The organism is Aliiglaciecola sp. NS0011-25, from assembly GCF_040370605.1.
Taxonomy (GTDB): domain Bacteria; phylum Pseudomonadota; class Gammaproteobacteria; order Enterobacterales; family Alteromonadaceae; genus Aliiglaciecola; species Aliiglaciecola lipolytica_A.
The window spans coordinates 167,059-190,501 of sequence record NZ_BAABWR010000003.1 but is presented as its reverse complement, the minus strand read 5'-3'; the positions used below and the strand labels follow the sequence as shown (position 1 = coordinate 190,501).

The 23,443-nt window shown below is 43.0% G+C and carries 19 protein-coding genes and 1 other RNA gene; 17 read left to right on the top strand and 3 right to left on the bottom strand.

The window, feature by feature from the left end:
- Nucleotides 1–146: 146 nt before the first annotated feature.
- The 3 genes from ABWV72_RS03965 to ABWV72_RS03955 are packed head-to-tail and all read right to left on the bottom strand — an operon-like array spanning nucleotide 147 to nucleotide 5,391.
- Complete coding sequence (locus ABWV72_RS03965) at nucleotides 147–1,745, bottom strand: general secretion pathway protein GspF (RefSeq protein ID WP_303500919.1); 1,599 nt, start codon at nucleotides 1,743–1,745, stop codon at nucleotides 147–149.
- Nucleotides 1,746–1,768: 23 nt separating this feature from the next.
- Nucleotides 1,769–4,237, bottom strand: a complete 2,469-nt coding sequence (locus ABWV72_RS03960) for a LamG domain-containing protein (RefSeq protein WP_353368839.1) — start codon at nucleotides 4,235–4,237, stop codon at nucleotides 1,769–1,771.
- Nucleotides 4,238–4,239: 2 nt separating this feature from the next.
- Complete coding sequence (locus ABWV72_RS03955; protein ID WP_353368837.1) at nucleotides 4,240–5,391, bottom strand: hypothetical protein; 1,152 nt, start codon at nucleotides 5,389–5,391, stop codon at nucleotides 4,240–4,242.
- A 903-nt stretch (nucleotides 5,392–6,294) separates the two neighbouring features.
- Between ABWV72_RS03955 and ABWV72_RS03950 the strand changes: the two genes are divergently transcribed.
- The 17 genes from ABWV72_RS03950 (at nucleotide 6,295) to ABWV72_RS03870 (ending at nucleotide 23,182) form a co-directional block, all read left to right on the top strand.
- Complete coding sequence (locus ABWV72_RS03950; RefSeq protein WP_353368835.1) at nucleotides 6,295–9,027, top strand: HzsA-related protein; 2,733 nt, start codon at nucleotides 6,295–6,297, stop codon at nucleotides 9,025–9,027.
- A 12-nt stretch (nucleotides 9,028–9,039) separates the two neighbouring features.
- Nucleotides 9,040–9,780 carry an SH3 domain-containing protein gene (locus tag ABWV72_RS03945; RefSeq protein WP_252728916.1) on the top strand — a complete coding sequence of 247 codons (741 nt, stop codon included), beginning with the start codon at nucleotides 9,040–9,042 and terminating at the stop codon, nucleotides 9,778–9,780.
- On the top strand, nucleotides 9,750–10,394 hold the full coding sequence (locus ABWV72_RS03940) for an outer membrane beta-barrel domain-containing protein (protein ID WP_216047544.1): 645 nt from the start codon (nucleotides 9,750–9,752) through the stop codon (nucleotides 10,392–10,394). The genes ABWV72_RS03945 and ABWV72_RS03940 overlap by 31 nt, the downstream gene beginning before the upstream one ends.
- Nucleotides 10,395–10,431: 37 nt before the next feature.
- Nucleotides 10,432–10,944 (top strand): TlpA family protein disulfide reductase, encoded by a 513-nt coding sequence (locus tag ABWV72_RS03935; protein ID WP_216047543.1) that lies wholly within the window; start codon nucleotides 10,432–10,434, stop codon nucleotides 10,942–10,944.
- A 56-nt stretch (nucleotides 10,945–11,000) separates the two neighbouring features.
- Nucleotides 11,001–11,246, top strand: a complete 246-nt coding sequence (locus tag ABWV72_RS03930) for a DUF4266 domain-containing protein (RefSeq protein WP_216047542.1) — start codon at nucleotides 11,001–11,003, stop codon at nucleotides 11,244–11,246.
- Between the two features lie 13 nt (nucleotides 11,247–11,259).
- Entirely contained in the window at nucleotides 11,260–12,402 is a 1,143-nt protein-coding gene (locus ABWV72_RS03925; RefSeq protein WP_353368832.1) for a DUF3570 domain-containing protein, read from the top strand.
- An 8-nt stretch (nucleotides 12,403–12,410) separates the two neighbouring features.
- Nucleotides 12,411–12,947: a hypothetical protein gene (locus ABWV72_RS03920; RefSeq protein WP_342806920.1), complete on the top strand. Its 537-nt coding sequence runs from the start codon at nucleotides 12,411–12,413 to the stop codon at nucleotides 12,945–12,947.
- A gap of 51 nt (nucleotides 12,948–12,998) precedes the next feature.
- Entirely contained in the window at nucleotides 12,999–14,918 is a 1,920-nt protein-coding gene (locus ABWV72_RS03915; RefSeq protein ID WP_353368830.1) for a coiled-coil domain-containing protein, read from the top strand.
- Nucleotides 14,915–17,860, top strand: coding sequence for a tetratricopeptide repeat protein (locus ABWV72_RS03910; protein ID WP_353368828.1), 2,946 nt, complete (start codon nucleotides 14,915–14,917; stop codon nucleotides 17,858–17,860). Before ABWV72_RS03915 ends, ABWV72_RS03910 begins: the two co-directional genes overlap by 4 nt.
- On the top strand, nucleotides 17,847–18,662 hold the full coding sequence (locus tag ABWV72_RS03905; protein ID WP_353368826.1) for a tetratricopeptide repeat protein: 816 nt from the start codon (nucleotides 17,847–17,849) through the stop codon (nucleotides 18,660–18,662). Before ABWV72_RS03910 ends, ABWV72_RS03905 begins: the two co-directional genes overlap by 14 nt.
- On the top strand, nucleotides 18,659–19,003 hold the full coding sequence (locus tag ABWV72_RS03900; RefSeq protein WP_342806926.1) for a hypothetical protein: 345 nt from the start codon (nucleotides 18,659–18,661) through the stop codon (nucleotides 19,001–19,003). Before ABWV72_RS03905 ends, ABWV72_RS03900 begins: the two co-directional genes overlap by 4 nt.
- A 123-nt stretch (nucleotides 19,004–19,126) precedes the next feature.
- The gene (locus tag ABWV72_RS03895) at nucleotides 19,127–19,780 is read left to right on the top strand and encodes a MotA/TolQ/ExbB proton channel family protein (RefSeq protein ID WP_216047536.1); all 654 of its coding nucleotides are present in this window, start codon (nucleotides 19,127–19,129) and stop codon (nucleotides 19,778–19,780) included.
- 6 nt (nucleotides 19,781–19,786) lie between these two features.
- Complete coding sequence (locus ABWV72_RS03890; RefSeq protein ID WP_216047535.1) at nucleotides 19,787–20,326, top strand: ExbD/TolR family protein; 540 nt, start codon at nucleotides 19,787–19,789, stop codon at nucleotides 20,324–20,326.
- Nucleotides 20,327–20,339: 13 nt separating this feature from the next.
- Nucleotides 20,340–20,870 (top strand): ExbD/TolR family protein, encoded by a 531-nt coding sequence (locus ABWV72_RS03885; protein WP_342806928.1) that lies wholly within the window; start codon nucleotides 20,340–20,342, stop codon nucleotides 20,868–20,870.
- Entirely contained in the window at nucleotides 20,867–21,871 is a 1,005-nt protein-coding gene (locus ABWV72_RS03880) for an AgmX/PglI C-terminal domain-containing protein (RefSeq protein WP_216047533.1), read from the top strand. Before ABWV72_RS03885 ends, ABWV72_RS03880 begins: the two co-directional genes overlap by 4 nt.
- Nucleotides 21,872–22,202: 331 nt before the next feature.
- Nucleotides 22,203–22,577, top strand: an RNA gene (rnpB, locus tag ABWV72_RS03875) — RNase P RNA component class A.
- A 143-nt stretch (nucleotides 22,578–22,720) separates the two neighbouring features.
- Nucleotides 22,721–23,182 (top strand): DUF4190 domain-containing protein, encoded by a 462-nt coding sequence (locus tag ABWV72_RS03870; protein ID WP_216046952.1) that lies wholly within the window; start codon nucleotides 22,721–22,723, stop codon nucleotides 23,180–23,182.
- Nucleotides 23,183–23,443: the final 261 nt, after the last annotated feature.

Below are 23,443 nucleotides of genomic sequence, written 5' to 3'. Positions count from 1 at the left end.
CCCGATGATAGATCTCCATGGCCTGAAGGCCATGCTACAAGGGGGATTTGGGTAGAATTTGTAGGTCGGGCTTCAGCCCGATGAGAGGTTTTGTGGTTCGATGAACGGTTTCCAAGGCCTAAAGGCAATGCCACAGGTTGCTTACATCAAGACATGGTACCGCTAACAATGGGTTCAAAGGCGGTCAGGCTATCCATCAGTGTGCTATTTCCCAACCCATTAGATGGGAACAAACTACTAAAATTACCTTGTTCACCGTGTAACGCCATGTAATTCAAAATGACGGTTTCTACCAACAAATTAACATTGTTAGCCGCTGGGGTCGCGGCGGTTTCCACAGAAGCATCGCTGCGCATATAACCAATTTGTTGATGTTGTGCTTGTTGTTCAGTGGTTGCGCCTATGAGTTGTGGCGTGCCGTTGGGGTTGTACACCAAAAAGAAAGATGCCGCAGTTGATGAATTATCACCAGTCCAAACTCCTTTGCCTCGGCCGTCCACTGAATCGTCGATCATTCCGTTACTCGAAACTGAGCCGTCACTACAAACGTACATCATTAGCGGCACGCCTACGCGCGCAGCGTACTCCATGCAGGCTCCCATGCAGCGTCCCGCTCGTAAATCTCGTGTTTCACCGACCATGCGATTGCCAGTGTGATAATCAAACCCACCCATAGTAATAGTGCCAGCCCCGGCAAAGCCGTTGATCACTAGTTTCATTACGGCCGCAGTTTTGCGGAATTCACTATCACTGTCGAACTCTTGCTGGGTGAAAATCCCAGATGGACCAACGATATCGCCATCTAATTCAGGATCAAGTGACGACGGATCGCCGAAGCGGTCGGTAATATCTGCACTTTTCACGTAACCACAACGCACCAAATCTTTGATCACATCATCGGTGGTAATTTGCGTGTTCACTCTGCCCAACTTCATGTCACTGATACGTTGAATCGACTCCATGACTGCTACTGAGTCTTGCTGGCTCAATAGTCCAACTAAATCTCCAGTATCCACTAACCCGGTTACATCAGAGGGACGGTCGACTTTAGTTGGACGCTTTGCAGTATCTATCATTGATGCCGGTGACATACTATTGCCACCTGAATCAGAATTACGAGAGCCAATTAAGGTCAATAAAGAACCATCGGCGCCCACTTGGTTAATCCCGTACATAGGATTATGTGGATTATTACCGGTATCGTTTTCGGAACGTGCCGGTATCACTGCACCGTTAATATTGGCGCGATTTGCCGGATTTACTTTTTCTAAGATACCGCGCAAATAGGCACTATCAGCGTGAAAAGCTAAGCCCAGTTCATTGTTGATAAAATCACTTAAACCAGAGGTTGGGTTCATGATTGAAGGCACCATATCACCTGGTAAACCTAATTTACTGTAGCCACCGGTGCTAAGGAAATCCATTTGCCCGCCACGACCGCCAACCAGCACATTGGAGCCTGCGATATTTGCTCCGCCAGCTAGATCGAAACAAATAAACGGAATTTTTCCCGCTCCTTGGGTTGCTATACCACAACTGGCTTTTAATGCCTCTAAATCACTGGATAACGCGGCATTGGCTTTTTTAGGGTTGGCAAACATACTAAATACTGATCCTGCCATTACCGAGCCTAAACCTGCAGTAAAACCTTGAGAAATAAACTCGCGACGCGTAACCGGCTTAGCGTGATCATCGTGCAGCAGAGGAGCATCGGTGGATAAATTGTCAAACTTAGTTTTCTTCATTTTATTTACCTAAAACTCTCTGCTTATTGAATGAGTATCGCTGCGCTACCAATGGTGGCGGCACATGTCGCTTTTACAATAGTTTGGGTGTAAGTGGCGTTACATACTTTATCGCCACTGCAATCGGAAAGAGTGTCGATTAAATTATTTAATTCGTTGCTCACCTCATCTCTTTGCGGCTGGGTAGCAATGTTGTTACCAATTGTTTTGTCTAATAATGGCGTTAGAATAAGGTTGCGATCTTGCTCGATAAAGGCTGTATTTGCAGGTTGAGTGAAATCAAAACCGCTAAAATAGCTTGCCCGTAAACTGCTATTTTCGACTAATTGATCACAGTACTTAATTGCCATTTGTGTCACTGCCATTTGGTTTGATGCCAAGTAGCTATCAATATTTGTGACGCTAGGAAGCTGCTGTTTGAGCTTTTCAAAGGATGCTTTTACTGCGGCGTTACTTGTCGGCACGCCCGTTACCACTGACATGCTGGCATTGATTTCAGCAAAGTTACGCACGCCTATATCAGATTGAGGCTCTAAATCTGCAGGTAATGCCGCTGCAGGCGGATCGGCTTCTATTACTACATTTGTGGCACTGCCAAGTTGCTCGAAAGTCAGGAAAAACTCATCAGCTTCAGGGCTTTTTTCAATTGCCACTGTGGTCCCTAGAGAAGACAGGGCTTGACCTTCACCCGTGATGTAATCGCCATCGGTGATTGTCACATCTAAATTCTGGAAAACCTGACCTGTAGTCGCTTCACGTCCGTTAATACCAATACGCATACCTTGTATAGGAACCGTTGAAATAGTCGCATTGTCATCCAAGCTAATGAAAAACGGTTCTGCAAATAAATAACTGTAACTATCAAATTGACTAACTTCGAGTACCACATAACTTTGTGCTATGCCTGTGTGCTGAGTAACGTTAAATAAGAGGAAAAACTTTTGTCCGATACCGGCTGCGAAATTTTGCGCTATTTGTTCTGATGTCAAGGTTCGATTGTGCACAGCTACCATGCGTATTGAACCCGCCCATGGAATATCACTGGATACTTCGTTACCTAAAACAAAGGCATAGGTGTCGTTCCATTCGTTAAAATTACCTACTTCTACATTATCTGTCACGCCGGAGTGCATGCCATTTACGTAGATTTGGCGACCATTTATTTGATCATATGTAATCACCACATGTTGCAAACTAGATTGCAGTAATTCGTCAGCATCAGCTGTGGATAATGCAGTTTCACCATTGGCGTCAGTATTACTTGTTCTAAGTAAATAATCATAATTGTATAAAGTCTGACCAAGGGTGAAGTTACGTGTTTGAGAGCCACCTGAATAACTGATTATGCGGGCTGGACCTTCTTGGGTTACGTTCGCAGGAACGACCCAAGCTTCAATTGACATTTCACCTGTGGCGGTCAGCAGAGTGTGCAACTTTTTGCTACTAGCAGTGCTTCCTTGGGCTTTGCCATTTACCATTTGTAGCCCCCATCCGCCAATCCATGAAACATCGCCACTGAGGGTTAAATCAATCGCCGGTTCCACGCCACTGGTGTCAAAAGCCGTCGTTCCTGTGCCGGTTTTAAATTCCCACTTGGCAATTAGGTCATTTTCGAATCGTCCACCACCTGTGGCTAAGGTACCTTCGAATAACGTTAGGGCTTGGCTGTTTACTAATTCAGGGGCTAGTTCGGTTATATCTATGCCATCAGCCATGGCTTGGATAGCCGCACTTAACTCACTGGCATCACTGCTACAGTTACTCCAGCAGTTATGGAACTCATCTCTGAGTCGGCCGACAAAACGCGAAGACTCAGGAGTATCTAAACTGATTCTGGCTTTCGAGGCTTGGTAAGCTTCGTCTATATCGCTAGATGCAAAATAAGGTGATATAGGAATCGTTGCTGAATTGGTGTGACAACTGGCACAGTAGGTTTCTAATAATGGGTGCACTGTTGCTGCAAATAAGGCACTGTCTTCAGGAAAGTTTTTATTTGCTCCTGGAGATTTCTGAGCGGGTGCTTCTAGTTTAATCTTATTCGCACTGACATCATTATCGGCCCAATTCGCTATCCAAGTAGTCATAATATCTGCACAGGCAGACGGACTTGCCAACCAACAATTGTGACCACCGGCAACTTTAGTGACCAAGGTTGAGGTTTCTGGCTCGTCTAAATTAACCAACGGGTTAGTGGCGGAATAGGCAAGGTTAATATCATCCGCTCTAACAAATTCCGGTGATTGACCACTTTCAACGTGACAAGCACCGCAGCGCTCTGCGCTACTAATATTGTCCCATAAATTAAGTTTGTAGCGCTGCACATCGTCAGTATTTGCTGGTGGCCCTGAATAAGTCTCGCCGGGTTGAGAAACTAGCGGTGGAGTCGGGTTTTGTTCAACTTTTGCTGCGCTGCCACCACAAGCATTGAGCACTAGGGTTAGTAACGCAGTCAATCCAAGTTGTTGTATTCGGGAGGGAAATAATAACCTCATATTTAGCTCCCTTTACAGTAATTAGCGGCATCGGCAAATACCCGTTTAATCTGATATCCACTTCCTTCGAAGTTATCCACCATTGCATCTACTTGTGCCCAATCTTCACTGTCTTGTGGTGCGCGCAAGCATACATTTTGAAAGACTTTTTTAACCTGACATTGAGAAAATTGTGCGCTGTGGGCAAGTTCTTGGCCCATGCTTTTAGCACCGTATCCACTACCTAGAAGACTCGCATCCCAACCCAAGTTTTTATTTAAACCTGCTCGCCAATAGTTGTCCCATTTGTCATCTTGAATCATAAATCCATAGGGGAAGTTATTGCCATTGATTTGGTGTTTAGCGGTGACTCTTGAACCGGTTTTTGGATCTACTTGACCCTCTGTGTTGTAACTTAAGCTGCCGTTTAAACCGTCAGGGTCGGTTTCGCTATCGTAGTTATATTCATAATACGCAAATGCCTGCGCTAAGGGATCCATTCCAGAGTGACAGCCAATACAGGAATTTAAAAATATTCGGCTATCACCACCGGGGCTTCGACTCACATCCTGTCGAATGCGATCAGGCACGCGGCTGGTGTCTTTCACGCCTTCCAAATCTGTGCATAAATGATTGATCAGGGTAAATCGGAACATGGCCCGATTCGTCCCGTCTTTGAAGAATGATTTTGCCGCAGCCCTGGTGGTTAACACCCCTGCGGTAGCACCTTCTGGTAATCCTGTGACCGCGGTTTGTGTCGTAGCAACTAGGCCGTCTTTGAGGTCTATCTCTTGATCCTCTAATGCCTGATAATGGGCGTTGTTATCTATGCCGTATGCAGGAATATCGAGTGTATTGTCGCCGACGTAAAGAATATTACCGCTTAATAACAAACGAAAATCTACATCATCCCTAGCCATGCCTATAACGGTTGCCGTGTAGTCATTCAAAGGTGCAAAAACGTCAGCTTCTTCATTCGTCCAAGGAGTCACCCAGTTTTTCAGGGTAACATTGTAAAAAGCCGAATTATCCATGGCTAAATAGGCGGCCTCTGAATTTTTTCCTTGCTCAATCAAACTGCTCATCTGTTCGAGAGTATTAGAGGTCGCTGGCACGCCCGTTAGGCGATTGTGCATGCGCTGAGCTTGTTCGGTGGGGCCAGCAAAAACACTCATGCTGAAGCACATAAGGGATAATGAAGCCCAACCAAAAAAGTGTCTAGTTAGTTTTTGCAGGAGGAATCTATACTCTCCCTTTTCTGATATTGCTGTTTCCAAGCTGGCGCTCCTCAATACGATACATCTAAAAATAGTCGAATTTGCCAGCAAGGGTAAATATGACAGTCTACTATTGGGTGTTAATTTTAATACCCAAATTACTTTTGGATTAAACAAGCTCAACAAATTATGAGGTTGTTTTTCAGATGGTCCACTCCTAAATAACCTTACGAATTCAGTTGCTCAACTTCACATCTTGAACCTAAGTTGTTGATCTTAAGCTAAGTAGCAGTTTTTAGGCCAGCTCAGTGATTACCGGCATTTGAGACTATTGTTTAGACTCCACTGGCAGTAAAAGCAATAAATTAGTCTTTATAGCACTACACAAAATATTAAAAGTATTTACTTTATCAACATAGTGCTATGAAAAAATAACAGAAAAACAGTAAGATACTGCATATTGATGACGAGTTTGATGGCGTGTTGAATCCGCTACACTCATTATAGCGTTAGCGCTGCATAGCGTTTTTATTCGTTTTTTATCGCTGTTTTATTCGCCCAGTGGATTCAATTAAGGTATTAAAAACTATCACTATGCATCAATCCTTAAATTGTTTTGTTAATCACTTAATGAAACACTTTAGCCTATAGAATACCGTTGAATTGTGGTTCAAATTAAATTGAACGAAGGATGTATTAACTGGTATCGGCGAGTTGTCGTGAAGCAGAGACAGTTTAAAGTTTTATGCTTACGATGGATAATTAATACTTTTGAGCTCCACAGAGCTTGAGTAAATAGTTAACACTCTAATCCAGTTGCGAAACAGTTAGTTTCCAACAAATGAAGGTTCAGCGATATTTATGTCACGTATTTTTAGCCGCACAGCAACAGAATTGATTCGCAACACTGCACTTTGTGTAGTTATCTGCGTTTTATTAGTGAGTTGTGGCGGGGAAAATCAGTTAATTTCGTCATCTCAAGAGCCCGATCCCGTGGTTATTGATGTACCTATAGCTTATGTCAAACGCCCGTTACCTTTAGATGAAGATGGCGTGTTAATCACTGACGACTTAAGACAACCTTTTGAATTTTTGCCCGGAGCGGCTTTATATATTAAGCCCCGTGCGTCCGCCAGTGCAGTGGAAACTAACATAACGGACCGCGCTTTTTTCACTGCAGAACAAATCGAACAAGCTACAGAACAAAATCCCTTAGCTGGTTACGACGTGAAAGATGTGGATGTGTCTTATGACTCTGAACGATTAGTTTTTGCTATGCGCGCACCGGAAATTGAAGGGCTAGATGATGATCAACAACCAACTTGGAATATTTGGGAATATAACCGTATTTCTGACCAATTGCGTCGCGTGATCAGCTCTGATATTCAAGCCGAAGAAGGGCAAGATACCGGGCCTACCTATTTGCCCGATGGTCGAATTGTATTTAGCTCAACCCGTCAAGCAGGGAATCAGGCAATATTATTAGATGAAGGCAAACCTCAGTATCTTGGTTTAGACGAAGGCTTAGATGAATATGCGTCAGTGATTCATGTGATGGAGAGTGATGGCTCCAACATTCAGCAAATATCTTTCAATCAAAGTCATGATTTGGATCCGGTTGTACTAACGAATGGTAAAATTTTGTTTAGCCGTTGGGATCAGGCTGGCAATAATAACAGCATCAATCTTTATCAAATGAACAGCGATGGCTCCGGTCTCGAGATTCTGTATGGCCGTCATAGTCATGCTAGTGAGCGCACAACCCAAAGTTTGCAGTTTGTAAAAGTCAGAGAATTACAAGATGGCAGCATATTAAGTGCGATCCGTCCGTTTGATAGTGACACTATTGGTGGTGATTTTGTCAGTATCGATTACATGAATTACATCGACAACAACCAAAGCATCGCTTCGCAAACAGGTTTATCTGGACCGGCACAAACCCCAGCCCTTTTTGATAATATTATTATTGATGGCAGCCTTTCGTTGGGTGGCCGATTTGCATCAGTTTATCCGCTGTGGGATGGCAGTGGACGAGTTATTTTTAGCTGGAGTCAATGTCGCGTTTATGATCCAGAGCAAGAAATTGCTGAGGGTGAAGTAGTTGAACGTAAAATTTTACCCTGTGACGATAGCCATCTTGAAAACCCAGATATTCAAGAAGCGCCGCTGTTGTTCGGTCTTTGGATGTATGACGGCAATGAAAATACCCAGCTTCCTATTGGTGTGCCTGTTGAAGGTGAAATGTATACCGAAGCGCTGGCGATGGAAGAGCGTGCTTTTCCTGGCAATGCACAAATAGCGGATGAATATGAACAAGCCTTGGCTGATGAAAATCTAGCAAAAGTGCATATTCGTAGTGTCTACGATTTTGCCGGTGTGGATTCTTCTGCACAGGGAATCGCGGCGATGGCCGATCCTACTCAAACACCGGTATTACAGCGTCCAGTGCAGTTTTTAAGGGTAGTCAAATCGGTTTCGATTCCCGATGACGAGGTGAAAGATTTTAGTAATTCCGCATTTGGTCGCAGTCGCAGTCAATTGATGCGTGAAATTATCGGTTATGTCCCTGTTCAACCTGACGGTTCAACCATGTTTGAAGTACCGGCAAATTTACCACTGGCGCTTAGTTTGGTCGATATTGATGGCAAGCGGGTGGGAGCGCGCCACCAAAACTGGTTACAGTTTGCTCCAGGTGAGGTCAAAACTTGTAACGGTTGCCATACACAACAAAGCACACTGCCCCACGGTCGTTTGAGTGCTGAAGCCGAATCCATAAATTTTGGCGCGACTTCCACAGGCGTTCCTTTCCCGAATACTAATCCAGCGTTATTTGCGGACTTGGGTGAAACCATGGCGCAAACTGCAGCCCGGATTAATGGAGCCGATTATCCACAACCTGACTTAGAATTTGTTGATATCTGGACTGATCCTGCGATAACCACGCCAGCGGAATCATTTACTTATTCCTACGCCGACTTATCCTCACCGTTGCCAATTACTGCAGCCTGCGCGACAAATTGGACAAACCTGTGTCGGATTCAAATCAATTATCCCGAATCTATCCATCCCATTTTTGAGGTAACACGTGAGGTGTTTGCTGATGATGGTGTCACGGTAGTCGAAGATAACACCTGTGTGAGCTGTCATTCGCCAACAGATGAAGCTGAAATGCCTCGAGTGCCTGTTGCTCAATTAGATTTGAGTGGTTCGGTTTCTACCGACAACCCAGATTATCTCACTAGCTATCGTGAACTGATGTTTGCCGATGTTGAGCAAGAATTAAATGAAGGCGCCATTATTGATCGCCTAGTACAGGTGTTTGATGCCAATGGTGACCCCGTTTATGAACTAGATGAAGATGGAGAACTAATTCTTGATGCTGAGGGCAACCCAATTCCAATCTATCGAACGGTAACTGTGGCCAATACTCTAAGCACTAATGGAGCTCGCAGCAGCGCAGCCTTCTTCACGCTCTTCGAGGATGGTGGCAGTCATCAGGGATGGTTAACTAAATCTGAACTGAAACTAATCGCTGAATGGCTGGATATTGGCGCTCAATACTATAATAATCCCTTTGCAGCTCCGGCAGATTAGTTGATGGAAAGTATGGCAAAGTGGATCGCCCTTATCGGGTTAATGTTAATAATAAATACGGCGCATGCCGAAGAACAGTTGCCTGAAGTGCAAATTGTTGAGCCTTATATCGATATGCGCACAGGACCCGCTGTAGGTTATCCAATTTTTCACGTAGCTGAAAAAGGCGAATGGATCAGTATTCTTAAACGTCGCACTAGTTGGTTTAAGGTACGCACTCAAAAAGGCAAAGAAGGTTGGGTGTCGTTAGATGAACTCAAGCTTACTGTGAGCAGTCAGGGTGAGCCTGTACAGATAGAAGATGGCAGTTTTAGTAGCTATCAACAACGTGATTTTGAATTGGGCGCCAGCGGTGGCTCACTAGAAGGTGTGCCGTCGTTAAGTATTTTTGGTGCTTGGGTCGTCACCGAGAATATTGCCGCAGAACTGAGTTATAGCCAAGCATTGGGGGACTTTTCTGAAAACCAATTTGGGTTGCTAAGTGTGACCCACACAACGTTTCCAGAGTGGCGATTATCGCCGTATTTTCGCCTTGGTTTTGGACAAATTAAAACCAAGCCTACAGCTAATTTAGTGCAATCAGGTGAAGAAACTCGAACCAACGATTTATTGGTTGGTGGGATTGGGGTGCGGTATTACCTAGCGCAGAATTTTGTCGTGAAATTCGAATATCAAAACTTACTTGCGCTGACTGAGCGTGATGAAAATGAGGAGCTTGAAGAGTGGAAACTCGGATTTGCAGTTTTTTTCTAGGGGTCATTTTAATTAGTACAGGCAATTTTGCTTATGCGCAGGCAGATGATCGAGCTGCGGTACAAAACGTGATTGAGCCTGATCTAAAACGCAGAGATATAAATGAGTCGAATATTGATACTGAAGATTTCGAAATTGGCTTATTCGCTGGCGTGATTAGCATCGAAGACTTTTCATCTAGCTCATTAGTTGGAGCACGATTAACTTACCACATTAATGAAGATTTTTTTGTGGAGGCTAGTTATGGTCAAGCAACAGCAGGCGAAACGAGTTTTGAGTTATTAAGTGGCGGCGCGCCTTTCTTAACTGAAGACGAACGAGAATATAGTTATTACGACCTGTCACTGGGTTATAACCTCAATGGCGAAGTGTTTTTAAGCCGTGATTGGGTGTTCAACTCTGCCACTTATTTTACGCTAGGCGCAGGTAGTACAGAATTCGGCGGCGATAATCGTTTCACCGTCAGTGTAGGAGCAGGGTATCGGTTGTTATTAACTGACTATTTTGCAGTACATGTGGGGCTAAAAGACCACATTTTTAATAGTGAAATCATTGGCGAAGAAAAAACAACGCACAACATCGAGTATGGACTCGGTGCCACGTTTTTCTTTTGAGCCTAATAAATAACAGAATATTTGACGGAGTATTGTCATGAATTCAAAACCCTTATCTAACTTTGTTTTATTGTTTATCGCTGTGATGTCTTTAACCATACTAACAGCCTTTACCGCAGGAGCTGCCGAGTTGCAATCAGCGCCAGATTTCACCTTGAAAAGTAATAGCGGTGAAAATTTGCGACTTGAAGAGCAGCAGGGCAATGTGGTCATAGTCAATTTTTGGGCTTCTTGGTGTGCTCCTTGCCGTGAAGAGTTACCGCATTTTGATGCTATGCAAAAAGAATATGAAGATCTTGGTTTTACCGTTTTAGCCGTGAATGTTGATGAGTACCCTGAAAAAGCGAATAACTTGCTCAATGACATTCCCGTTAGCTTTCCGGTCTTGTTCGATAATCAGGATCAAGTGAGCAAGCTTTATGATGTAAGAGCAATGCCAACGACTGTGATAATCGACCGTGATGGTAATAAACGTTTAACCCATTACGGTTATAAAAGCGGTGACGAAGCTAAGTATGAGAAGGTCGTTAAAGCGCTACTTCGAGAGTAAGCACTTACTTTTATAATTGGCTAGATTTTAAAAAATAAAATACACAAGGATTGATGATGAAAAAACAACTGCTTCGATACAGTATGGGTGGCTTGATTTTCACCAGCGTGCTGTTTGTCAGCGGCTGTGCAACTTCCATTGAGCCATGGGTGAAGCCCTATGAACGCGACAATTTGGCTGACCCAATTATGAGTGCAAATCGCAATCCTGTATCTTTTAGTTATACAATGCATGCGTTCCAAGCGCGCGAAGGTGCTCGTGGTGCGGAAGGCGGTGCTGGTGGTGGTTGTGGGTGCAACTAGGGTGAACACTAATATGAACAACCCCATGCTGGTTATTTACATCCTAATGCCATTGTTGTTGATGGTTTCTAGTACCAGTTACGCAGCAGTTTTACCGCAAGAACGTGCTGATGTGATGTATCACTCCTATGAAGGCGATGGTATGTCCATTGATGGCCCATCGGTGTTGGTGCGCAAACAAATCGGTAATAAAGTGTCGGTTTCAGCAAACTACTATGTAGACATGATTTCCGGCGCATCCATCGATGTATTAGCCACAGCCAGTCCTTACGAAGAAGAGCGCACTGAACATAGCGTGGGGGTTGATTTCCTTCACAATAAAACCTTAATGAATCTTAACTTTACCAGCAGTTCCGAAAACGATTTTGAAGCTCGGTCGGTGCATTTTGGTATTTCTCAAGATTTTTTCGGCGACTTAACCACCTTAAGCATGGGTTATTCAAAAGGTTGGGATGAAGTGGGCAAACGCGGTGATGACAATTTTCTTGAAGAAGCTGAACGTCAACAATTTCAATTCGGTATAACCCAAGTACTCACAAAAAATATGATTGTTGGTATCAACTTCGAAAACATTTCAGACGAAGGTTACTTAAATAATCCCTATCGTGCAGTGCGTTACGTTGATCCGACCGCCGATCGGGGATATCGTTTCGAAACGGAAGTTTATCCAAATACCCGTACCAGTAACGCCGCCGCAATCAATTTGAATTACTATTTACCTTATCGAGCCAGCATTTATGGTGAAGCGAGAGTCTTTTCAGATACTTGGGGAATAGATGCCAATAGTTACAAAGTTGGTTATATCCATACATTTGGTGACAATTGGATTTTGGATTTACGGGTTAGGCAATATCAACAAGGTAATGCCGATTTTTATCAAGATCTATTTGCTCGCAGCGCTGAATTTAATTTTCGTGCCCGTGACAAAGAAATGAGCTCATTTAAAAATACCTCTGTTGGTTTGAGTGTCACCTATGAATACCGATTTTCTCAGAGTTCTTGGGTGAAAAAAGGTACGATAAATTACGAATTAGACCATCTGCGCTTCCAGTATGATGACTTTAGAAATGTTTTGGCCGATGCACCTGTTGGTGAAGAGCCTTTATTTGAATTTTCTGCCAATGTGACACGCTTATTTGTGTCGTTTTGGTATTAGGGAACGAGATGAAACTGATGACTTTACGCACTTTTATGCTGACTATTTTGTTGTTCTCGATTGCATTTCAAGGCAATGCGCAGCAATCAGATGTCACTGAACAACAGACGGTTGCAAAGCAATTACAACAATTAAGAAAAGAGGTGATTGCGCTTAATCGAGATTTGTTTGTACTTGAGGAGGATTTGCTTTTCCCATCAAGCACTCAAGTTGTGGTGTACCTTTCCGTGGATGTAGGTACTTACTTCAAGTTAGATGCGGTGGAATTGAAAATTGACGACAAAGTCGTAACCGAATACCTCTACACAGACCGTCAAGTCGATGCGCTCTACCGTGGTGGTGTGCAACGCTTACATATTGGCAATTTAGCACAAGGGGAACATCAGATTAGTGCGTTTTTTATTGGCTTAGGTCCACAAGGGCGTGAATTTAAAAGAGCGACTAGCTTAACCTTCACTAAAGACTCCGATGCCAAAGCGTTGGAGCTCAATATTAATGACCAAACTGGGAAGCAGCAACCTGAGTTCACAGTGGTAGAACTTTAGTGATTGGAATTTTGTTCAATGGTTAAAAAGTTTTTAATCCTACGAAATTCAATGTTGTCAGTGTTCGCCTGGCTGATGCTCAGTGGACCGGTTTTGTCGGCACAAAAATGTGACACCGTCTTAGTCGATAAAGCATATCAAGAAATTTTGTATTTCTACTTCCAACACGACTTTTATCAAGCCTTAACCCAATTTGATATACTCCAACAAGCCTGTCCTGACTCGTTATCAAAAATTACTCAGCCAGGAGTCGATCCGCAGCTACTCAAAGGTGGCATTAGCTTAGCTTATGGCCTAGATGACCAAGCGGCTGAGATTTTTAATCAGTTATTGACTAAAGCCGCAACCTTGGAGACACAAACTCAAGCTTGGTTTTTGTTAGGTAAATCATTGTTTGAAAAGCAGCAATACCAAGCTGCATCGACTATTTTGAATAAGATCAATATAGATAATGCTGACCAATATCTACAAACACAAGACAAAGACCAATGGTTATATATGCAAAGTCAGCTGTTCAATTGGCAGACCAGCCAATCTATTACTGTGGCTCGGGACAACAGCTATTGGTTAAATGAATTATCTGATGATTCGGTTTTTCGCCAATACGTGATTTATAATCAAGGTTTGCATCAACTGCAATCTAATCAGTATGCGCAAGGGATTGAAACCTTAGAACAAATTGGCTTATCCGATAGCAGTTTTTTGGACGACTTGCTAGGTGGATGGTGGTCACCGTTAACCGTAGTCGACCAAACTGAAACCGATGCACTGCGAGACCGAGCTAATCTAACAATTGGCTATGCCCATCTTAAAAATCAGCAAGCATTAAATGCATTAGACGCCTTTAATCGAGTTCGACTTGATAGTTTAGATTCTGACTCAGCATTACTTGGTTATGGTTGGGCTGCCGCGCAAAGAGAAGAATATCAAATCGCTTTATCGGCTTGGCAACGTTTACAACAACAACCGCGCAGCAACGAATATGTAATGGAATCGTATTTGGCTTCAGCCTATGCGTTTGAACAGGCATTTGCACCGACTCAAGCATTGGATAATTTACAGCGAGGATTAAAACGCTTTGCCCTAGAAAAAGATTTATTACGTGCCCATCAACAGGAAATTGACGACCAATATTTTATTCAATTGGCGAAGACCAAGGATTGGTCACTGCAAATACCTGCCCATTTATCATCGATAATGCTCAGTAGCGCATTTCGGAATAAAATAGCTTGGCTGGAAGAGAGTTTAACTCTGCAAGCGCGGTTTGAACGCTGGCAACAGCAGCTTGATACATTCAGTCTAATGTTGGATGAGCGTCAACAAGAAGCGCAGTCACGACAGCAGGCCCTTAAACAAAACGATTTATTGTCTAAATTGCAACAATACCAAATGTTACGAGATTCGCTGCAGGCGAAGTTAGTACAATCTTCAACTGAGCCCAAAATATTAGCCGAGCAGCAAGAGCTGGATTGGCAAGCACGACTTGAACGCGCTCAGCAACGACATAAAGATGTTAGTGATGCTTGGTTAACGTTGAATAAAAAACCTTTGAAACCTCTCTATGCAGACCGTCTAAAACGGTTAGAAGGAATAATGATTTGGAATGCTTCTGAGTCTTACTCTAAAAGACGTTGGCAAGCACAGAAATTGTTAAACGAATTGGATGAATTGATTGCGCAAACCGCACAACAGCAAGCACAACTCATCGCTCGACTAAATCAGACACCTGAATACCCTGCGCAGCGACAACGGATCGCACAACTACAAGAAAATCTTGAGGTGCAGCAGCGACGCAATCAATCTATACAAAGCCAACAGTTGGCAAGTTTAAATTTGTTATTTGTGGAACAAATAAATCAACAAATTGCGCAATTGGAAAGTTATGAGTTACAGGCCCAGTTAGCCGTAGTAAGACTTAACGATAAAGCCTATAGAAAAGCCGAAGCTGACAAACAGGGGGCAAAACAATGAGCCAACTTGTTTATTTTTCACGACTATTTTCAGTCCGTACGCTTCGTTCGTTAGTCTTGCTTATCAGTACTTTTTATTTGCTCGCGTGTGCAGGCATGTTTGACGAACCACCAGCGGTCAATTCTGTGGAAAAACGTAAAACGCTGGGAGAATTCTACTTTGAGCCTGTGACTTTGAATCATGACCCCTTGCCCGATCAGGGACTAAAGACATTGCGCGATGCGTACGTGAGTTTACTGGATATCGTCGAGGATCAAGAAACCATAAAAATCGTACAATATCGTCTGGCGGATTTAGAAGTATTGCTCGCTGAGCAACTGCAAGAGGTTGGTTCCGCTCCCATGGATAGGGGTGTTTATGACCTTGCAATTACCCAATATCAATCAATTTTGGAACGTCATCCTGAACAAAAGGAAAATGCAGAGGTTCTTTATCAATTAGCCAAGGCCCATGATTTGCAAGGTGAGTCGCAGCAGAGTTTGCAAGTAATAGATAGGCTTTTAAGTAAATACCCTCACACCCTTTATTTAGCTGAATTGCAGTTCAGACGCGGTGAAATTCTATTCAACAATAAAGATTACAGTGCGGCTATTCAGGCTTATCAGACCGTGCTCGAGCAAGGCCCTTATACTGACTACTTCATGACCGCAGCCTATATGTTGGGCTGGAGCTATTTTAAAGTCGAACTTTATCAAGATGCGTTATTGGCCTTTACTCAACTACTGGATCAAAAATTACCCAATAGCGTGATAGATTTTCAGATGTTGAGACAATTGAATGCTGAACAGCAATTAGAAAAATTGCCGGTTGGAGAAAAGCGGCTAGTCAACGATAGTATTCGTATCATGGCGCTGCTGTTTTCATATCAAGGCGCTGAGCAAAGTATTAAAGCTTTCTATCAGCAAGTAGGCGAACGCCATTACGAAAATTTAGTTTACGACCGTTTAGGCCAACAATTTTTAAACGAAGATCGCTTTAGAGATAGTGCTTTAGTGTATCGAGGTTTTACTGACGTTCATCCAGAGCATAATCAAGCGCCGGTGTTTGCGGTAAAACAAATTGATGCATACATTATTGGTAAATTCCCAACATTCGTATTACCGGCCAAACAAGATTTTGTTGACCAATACGGTATTAACGGACCATTTTGGCAAGATTGGGGACAACTGATTCAAGAAGATGTAAAACCTTTCTTGAAAGCTTATATTCAAGAACTTGCGCAGTACGAACATAGTAAAGCGCAATTGTTAACCAAGGCCGCCAACCAACCAACGGAAGAGCAGTTAGATAAGGTAGATGACAATCTTCAAAAAGCACAAATTGCTTACGCTCAGGCGGCTAGTTTGTACCGCGAGTTTATTGAAACCTTTCCTCACGATGACTTAACACCGCAAATTACCTTTAATTTGGCAGAAAGCTTATTTGAAGCTCAAAATTATCAACAAGCCATCACCGCCTATGAAAGATATGCTTACGAATATCTTAATGAACCCAGAGCTGCAGAAGCAGGTTATGCGGCGATTTTATCATTTAGGGCTCTACGAGAAACCTTGACTGATGTTGCCGCGCAACAACACTGGAAGGATGAACAACTTGCTAGCCAACAACAATTTGTCAGTCGATTTAGTGATGATCCTAGAGCCGTGGATGTGCAGTATGACACCATGCAACAGCTATTTGATTTACAACGTTATTTGCCAGCAATCAAAAGCGCAGAAGTTGTTTTGTCTTGGCAGCCAGAGGTCAGTGAGGAACGAAAAATGGCCGGTCAATTAGTGATTGCCCATAGTGAGTTTGCGCTGCAACAATATCAACGAGCTGAATTGAGTTACGAACAAATTTTGGCTGAATTAAACCAAGATGATCCTCTATATAAGGACATGCTTGAACGATTGGCCGCCAGTATTTATAAACAGGCGGAAGGGAATCTCGCAAAACAATATGTCGCCTTAGCGATCGAAGACTTTTTGAGAGTCATTGCCAAGGCTCCTACCAGTAGCGCTCGTGTCAACGCACAATATGATGCGGCAACCTATTTGATGGAGTTGAAGCAGTGGCCAGAAGCAATAGGGTTGTTAGAAGATTTCAGAGTACGTTTTGCTGCCCATTCGTTAGCTGAAAACATTCAAGATAAACTGATATTTGCCTATCAACAAAACCAAAACTGGCTGCCTGCTGCTAACGAATTAAAACAATTGTGGCAAGCTAATCCAGATTCAGAAGAAGGTCGCGAAGCTCTGTATATTGCTGCCCAATATTATCTTAAGGCCGAGCAACGGGATGCTGCACTTGATAGTTATCGCACCTATGCTCATCGTTATCCGCTGCCATTTGACCAAGTCACTGAAGCACGTTTTCAAATGAGTGAGTTTTATGCGCAAAGCAACGAACAGGCGAAACGACGATTTTGGCTCAAAAAGCTAATTCAAGGTGATGAGCAAGCGAGTGAAGCCCGCACAGACCGTTCACGCTATCTTGCAGCAATGGCTTCTATGGTCTTTGCTGAGGATGACGTACAGGCGTTCAACCGCGTCAAGTTATCCTTGCCCTTGAACAAGAGTTTAACTAAAAAACGCCAAGTATTAGATAAAGCGCTCGATTCTTTAAATGCAACACTGGAATACAAAATCGCTGAATTTAGTACAGTGGCTAATTTTAAAATTGGTGAAATATATGGACAGTTAGCCCGGGACCTAATGGACTCTGAGCGACCTAAAGGCTTGTCTGAGTTGGAATTGGAGCAATATAATATTCTTCTTGAAGAACAAGCCTATCCGTTTGAAGAGCAGGCTATTGGTATCCATGAAGCGAATATTCAGCGCACTTGGCAAGGGGTATACGATCGCTGGGTGAAGGAAAGCTTCGATGCGTTGCGTAAACTGTTACCTGGCCGTTATAACAAACAAGAACAGTTATCGGAGGCCACTAATGCGATCTTCTAACGCGCAGGTAATGAACAAATTTTGGCATTCTGTTGGCTGTTTTTATGCACTATTGGGCTTGATTGTGTTGTTACCTGGTTGTGCCAGTATGGACAGTCTTTTTAGCTCGCCATCGACCTCTGAATCTGCGTCTCAAGAAACGTTGAGTGAGCAACAAACTAATAGCAATGCTATAACCCCAGACGTTGCCCTTTTGGATCCCATGCAGGTCAAGGTATTAGCATTAAAATCCCAACCAAATTTATATTTGTCAGGCTCTACTGCGGTAAAAGCGTCAGTTAAATACCAATTTGACCAAGCCCTAGCCGCGAAGCAGGCGGGAAATCTCAAACAGGCCAACCAGTTATTGCAAAGATTGATTAGCCTAGAACCCACATTATCCGGTCCTTGGGTACAGTTAGGTGATCTGAAAATGCAACAATTTGCAGACACCGAGAATAACCACGAAGAACAAAAAAAAGCCTATTTAGTTGCTGCTAAGGCGGATTATGAAACGGCCCTTGGCTTGAACCAACATAATTATTTTGCGCATAATCGTTTAGCCAAAGTATTCCGAGAAATGGGCGAGTTTGAGCTAGCTGAACAGCATTATCAATATGCTATTAGCAGTTATCCTGCTTATGACAATGCCTATTTAAACTTGGGAATATTGTATGATTTGTATCTGGGTAAAAAGCAACTAGCACTTGAAAACTACGAGCTTTATCAAGCTTTACAGGACAAGCCTAAACGACAAGTTAGGGGCTGGATAGCTGATTTACAGCGGCAGATTGCAAAATCTCAAAATGGAGTTAACAAATGAAAATTAGACGCAAAATGTTAAGCTTCTCATTCATTACTTTGTTCAGTTCTGTTAGTGTGTTTGCGCAATCTGAGCAGCAACCCTTAGATACTAATCAAGACGAGACAAAATCCAATCAAATAGTCACTGAGGTAAACGGAAAAATACTGATCCAAGATACAATTCGAGGTAATAGGGAACAGCCAAGAGTGTTATCAATTGTGCCTTGGCAACCTCCGCGAGATAAGGCATCCCTACCGAGCCCTTTTGTAAAACGAATAGAACAAGACTTTATGCCTTTAGATCGTGAAGAGTTCACCCGCAAAGTGGAACACTTTGAACGCGCTACGGGTAAAAAATAAAACAATAACTGGCTAACACCCGAGTAGTAAGTTATTAAAATGATTAACTGTGTGGATAATCACATACGCTAAAAACAGACAGCAATGCGTAGACTGTCGGTATTGCAAAATTAAGGTAATTTTATGGATATTATAGTTCGCTTCTTTCAAGAAGGTGGTTCCTTTATGTTTCCCATTGCTGTGGTTCTGGCATTAGGAGTCGCTATCGCAATTGAGCGCTACGTGTTTTTAAGCAAGGCGAAAAAAACCAATCAAAAAGCATTCAAGTTAATCGAACCTATGTTGGAATCTGCCAACTATGAAGGCATTTTGAATTTTGGCAAAACGAATAAAGCGCCCATCAGTCGTATCATTGGCGCCGGTATCGCCAGAATGTCGTTGAGCCAACGCCGTGAAGATATTGAATACGCCATGGAAGAGGGCTTGATGGAGACGACGCCGCGTTTAGAGAAGCGCACAGCTTACCTAGCTACATTGGCAAATATATCTACTTTGTTAGGCTTGTTAGGGACTATTATTGGTCTTATCGCTGCATTTTCAGCCGTTGCAACTGCCGATCCATCAGAAAAGGCTAGCTTACTTTCACAAAGTATCTCTGTGGCCATGAATACAACTGCATTTGGCTTGATAGCGGCTATTCCGCTGTTGGCTTGTCATTCTATATTGCAAACTAAAACCACTGAGATTATTGATAGTATGGAAATGGCTGGGGTGAAGTGTTTAAACACCTTGATGGGACGCCAGGCAATTTCTACCCGTTCACGTAACACGGATTAATTCCATATGTTGGGCAGAAAAAAACGTCTGCAAAAGCAGGATGCGGAATTAGATATCACTTCATTTATGAATTTGATGATAGTTTTAGTGCCTGTGTTACTGATGATGATGGTGTTTTCTCGAATTACCGTTTTAGAACTGACGTTACCAGAACTTGGTGAAGCCTCAGAGCAAACTGATTTGGATGAAGAAGACAAACAGTTGGAAATTATCGTGCGTCACTCAGGTCTCGAAGTTTTTTATCCCCAAGGGTATTTAGTTAAATCGATTCCAAACTTGGATCAAGAGTATGATTATGAAGCGCTGCAATATGTGTTAAAACAAATTAAACAAACGCTCAAAAATCAAGAATTGGAAAAGAACCAAGCCACATTGTTGCTAGAACATGACATACCTTATCAGGTCATAGTGGCATTAATGGATACCACCCGTTCATATGAAGACGTCGTAGTGGCATCTGTGGTTCAAGCTGAATTGTTTCCACAAATTTCATTGGGTGATGCGCCACTAGAAGACGTTTCTAACCAATCGAACCAAACCCCATAGCAGAGGATTAGCGATGAAAAAATCAGTACGCGCCTCTCGCATGGAGAGACATCACAAGCGCATGGCACAAACGTCCAAACTAAGTTTGGTATCGTTAATGGATATTTTTACGATTCTGGTATTTTTCTTAATGTTTAATGCATCAGATGTGCAGGTTTTACAAACTGATAAAAGTGTTAAATTGCCAGAATCTACAGCCGATACGGCAGCCCAAGAAACCTTAGTTTTGCTGGTAAATGCCAAGCATATTTTACTGCAAGGTCAAAAAATGGCTGACGTTGCTCAGGTGATGTCACAATCTGATGAGATCATTCCTGCACTCGAAAAAGAGCTAGCCTATCAAAAAAGTCGCACAAAAATTATTGCGGTTGACAGCAGTGAAGAACAAGATCCAAATGAGATTGCTCGAGCGATTACCATAATGGGTGATCAGGCCATTCCTTACAGTTTACTTAAAAAAATAATGCAAACTTGCGCGCAAGCGGGCTATACCAATATATCTCTTGCGGTAGAGCAACAACTACCAGCTGAGGGGGATAAATGAGTTCCCTAAGTCATTATCAGTTTAGAAGCCAGTTGCCCTGGTCTTCTAGTGAGCAGGAAAACAAATTTTTCAGCAAATTAACCATTGGGGTTTTAGCGATTACCTTTATGCTGGCCCTAATCGTTAAATTGCAGCAGTTACCAGAGCAAACCCGAGAAGAAAAGGAGCGGGTTCCGCCCCAGTTGACTAGAATTATCGAGGCTCAAAAAGTTGAACCACCTAAACCTATAGAGCCGCCTAAACCCATTCCGGAAGAGATTCCTGAGGTTAAAAAAGAGCAGCCAAAAGAACCGCCCAAGCCACCAAAGCCAGAAAAAAAGGCAGAAAAACCGAAAGAAAAACCGCAACCTAAAGTCGAGGTGAAAAAACCAACTGACGCAGAATTAGCCAACCAAGCTAGGGAAAAAGCCAGTCAAAGCGGTTTGCTACAATTTACCGATGATTTGAACAGTATGCGTGAGCAAGCCAATATAAATAATTTGGCGGATACCGAAATGATCAAAGGTGCAGGCAAAACTAATGAACAGCAACGTGCTTTTGTGGGCAAAAAAGTGGCAGATAAAAGTGGCGGTTTAAACACCAGCGATTTATCAACTGACGTGGGAGCAAGAGGCCAATTAGCTGGCCGTAAAACCACAGAATTTGATGCCCCCAATGAAGGTTTAGCGTCTCTTGCTGCTAAAGAGCTAGTCACCGAAGATACTGTGCTAGGCAGTCGAGATATTGAATCGATTCGTAAAGGTTTTGATGTCAACAAAGGTGCCTTGTACACCATTTATCGTCGAGCTTTAAGAGATGATCCCAGTTTACAGGGAAAAATTACGGTTAACCTAGAAATCGCCCCTGATGGTTCTGTGACCAAAGTAAAACTGGTATCTAGTGAATTGGACTTTCCAGAGTTGGAAGAAAAGTTACTTAATCGGATTCGATTGATGAACTTTGGTGCTGATCAAGTAACCGCTACGATTTTGGATTACTCCTTAGACTTTTTCCCATTTTAATTCTCAATATCCTGTAGCACGGGCTTTAGCCCGTGGCGTATGCGATTCAACCAATCCACGGCATAAATGCCGCGCTACTAATGTCTGTAGCACGGGCTTTCGCTCGCGGTAAACAATTCAACCTATCCACGGCATAAATGCCGTGCTGCTAATGTTTGTAGCACGGGTTTTGGCCCGTGGTGACCAATTCAACCAATCCACGGCATAAATGCCGCGCTACTAATGTCTGTAGCACGGGCCTTAGCCCGTGGCGAACATCAAATTCCACAACGCTTTTTTTACCGGCGACAAAATATTGTATCTAATCAGCAATCAACGTAAACTGCGCGCCAGAGCTGGTCAAGACAATCGCCGCTTTGTTACCTTTTAGGTTTTCAAAGGGGAGGAAAGTCCGGGCTCCAACGGGCAGGGTGCCAGATAACGTCTGGGCGGCGTGAGCCGACGACAAGTGCAGCAGAGAGGATACCGCCTAAGCGCGTAAGCGCCGGTAAGGGTGAAAGGGTGCGGTAAGAGCGCACCGGGCCACTGGTAACAGTTGGTTGCAAGGTAAACTCCACCCGGAGCAAGACCAAATAGGGTTCCTTATGGTGCGGCCCGCATCGGAACCGGGTAGGTTGCTTGAGCCAGTGAGCGATTGCTGGCCTAGATGAATGATTGTTAATCTCTTTGAGAAATACAGAACCCGGCTTAATGACCAGCTCTAACTTTTCCCGCTTTATTTGTTTTTCCTTAAATAAACCTTCTAAGTACATAAAAATTATAGAGTTATTAAAGTGAATGGGGTAAATTCAGTTAAATGGGTTTATGTCGGCACCTGTATTATTAATTCGCTTTATATTAGGAACGTAAATGAAAGGAACTATTCTCGATTTTCAGCCAGACTCTAAACAAGGTGTGATCTGCGCCGAAAATAAACGTTTTACCTTTAGTATGGATGAATGGAAATACAGTCAGTCGGCTCGTCCTGGACAACATGTTGAATTTAGTGCGCACTTGGGAAAAGCGAAAGAAATCAAGGCACTTTATAAAGCACCAAATGCAATCGTACTAGCATCAGACGCCGAAAATGCAGTTAAACGATCAAAATGTGCCGTGGCGTCTTTACTGTTTGGTATCCTTAGTCTATTTTTCTTTAGCTCTTTATTGGCGGTGATCTTTGGTCACATAGCTCGCTCTAAAATACGTCACAGTCATGGTAAATTGATAGGTAACAAAATGGCTCTGTGGGGGTTATGGTTAGGATATATCGGTATTATTATTAATATTATTTTCTTTATTATCCTTGCCGCACAATCAGGTAGTGGATATTGAAAAAGGCAATATTTCGCCATACTGCCCTATTGTTGCCGTTTTATCAGGATACACAATTGAGCCATCCAAATTGCTGTTAAACAGTCACTATCATTTAATCTAATTGTGTTTTTATGATTATTGATTAACTATCTGAATTTATTAGCTAAATTAACGGTTGTTTAGTTGCTTCTTAATGTGCTCAAAACGTCCGAACAGATACTTGTAGTGCCTGTGATGGTTATCGCTGTTGGCACACAATCTGCTAATTCATTCGCATAA

Coding starts and splice junctions, on each gene's coding strand:
- ABWV72_RS03905 (WP_353368826.1), top strand. CDS start 17,847: ATGCGATCTTCTAACGCGCAGGTAATGAACAAATTTTGGCATTCTGTT.
- ABWV72_RS03915 (WP_353368830.1), top strand. CDS start 12,999: ATGTTGTCAGTGTTCGCCTGGCTGATGCTCAGTGGACCGGTTTTGTCG.
- ABWV72_RS03945 (WP_252728916.1), top strand. CDS start 9,040: ATGGCAAAGTGGATCGCCCTTATCGGGTTAATGTTAATAATAAATACG.
- ABWV72_RS03925 (WP_353368832.1), top strand. CDS start 11,260: ATGAACAACCCCATGCTGGTTATTTACATCCTAATGCCATTGTTGTTG.
- ABWV72_RS03930 (WP_216047542.1), top strand. CDS start 11,001: ATGAAAAAACAACTGCTTCGATACAGTATGGGTGGCTTGATTTTCACC.
- ABWV72_RS03955 (WP_353368837.1), bottom strand. CDS start 5,391: ATGAGTGTTTTTGCTGGCCCCACCGAACAAGCTCAGCGCATGCACAAT.
- ABWV72_RS03960 (WP_353368839.1), bottom strand. CDS start 4,237: ATGAGGTTATTATTTCCCTCCCGAATACAACAACTTGGATTGACTGCG.
- ABWV72_RS03920 (WP_342806920.1), top strand. CDS start 12,411: ATGAAACTGATGACTTTACGCACTTTTATGCTGACTATTTTGTTGTTC.
- ABWV72_RS03935 (WP_216047543.1), top strand. CDS start 10,432: ATGAATTCAAAACCCTTATCTAACTTTGTTTTATTGTTTATCGCTGTG.
- ABWV72_RS03895 (WP_216047536.1), top strand. CDS start 19,127: ATGGATATTATAGTTCGCTTCTTTCAAGAAGGTGGTTCCTTTATGTTT.
- ABWV72_RS03890 (WP_216047535.1), top strand. CDS start 19,787: ATGTTGGGCAGAAAAAAACGTCTGCAAAAGCAGGATGCGGAATTAGAT.
- ABWV72_RS03950 (WP_353368835.1), top strand. CDS start 6,295: ATGTCACGTATTTTTAGCCGCACAGCAACAGAATTGATTCGCAACACT.
- ABWV72_RS03870 (WP_216046952.1), top strand. CDS start 22,721: ATGAAAGGAACTATTCTCGATTTTCAGCCAGACTCTAAACAAGGTGTG.
- ABWV72_RS03880 (WP_216047533.1), top strand. CDS start 20,867: ATGAGTTCCCTAAGTCATTATCAGTTTAGAAGCCAGTTGCCCTGGTCT.
- ABWV72_RS03965 (WP_303500919.1), bottom strand. CDS start 1,745: ATGAAGAAAACTAAGTTTGACAATTTATCCACCGATGCTCCTCTGCTG.
- ABWV72_RS03900 (WP_342806926.1), top strand. CDS start 18,659: ATGAAAATTAGACGCAAAATGTTAAGCTTCTCATTCATTACTTTGTTC.
- ABWV72_RS03910 (WP_353368828.1), top strand. CDS start 14,915: ATGAGCCAACTTGTTTATTTTTCACGACTATTTTCAGTCCGTACGCTT.
- ABWV72_RS03885 (WP_342806928.1), top strand. CDS start 20,340: ATGAAAAAATCAGTACGCGCCTCTCGCATGGAGAGACATCACAAGCGC.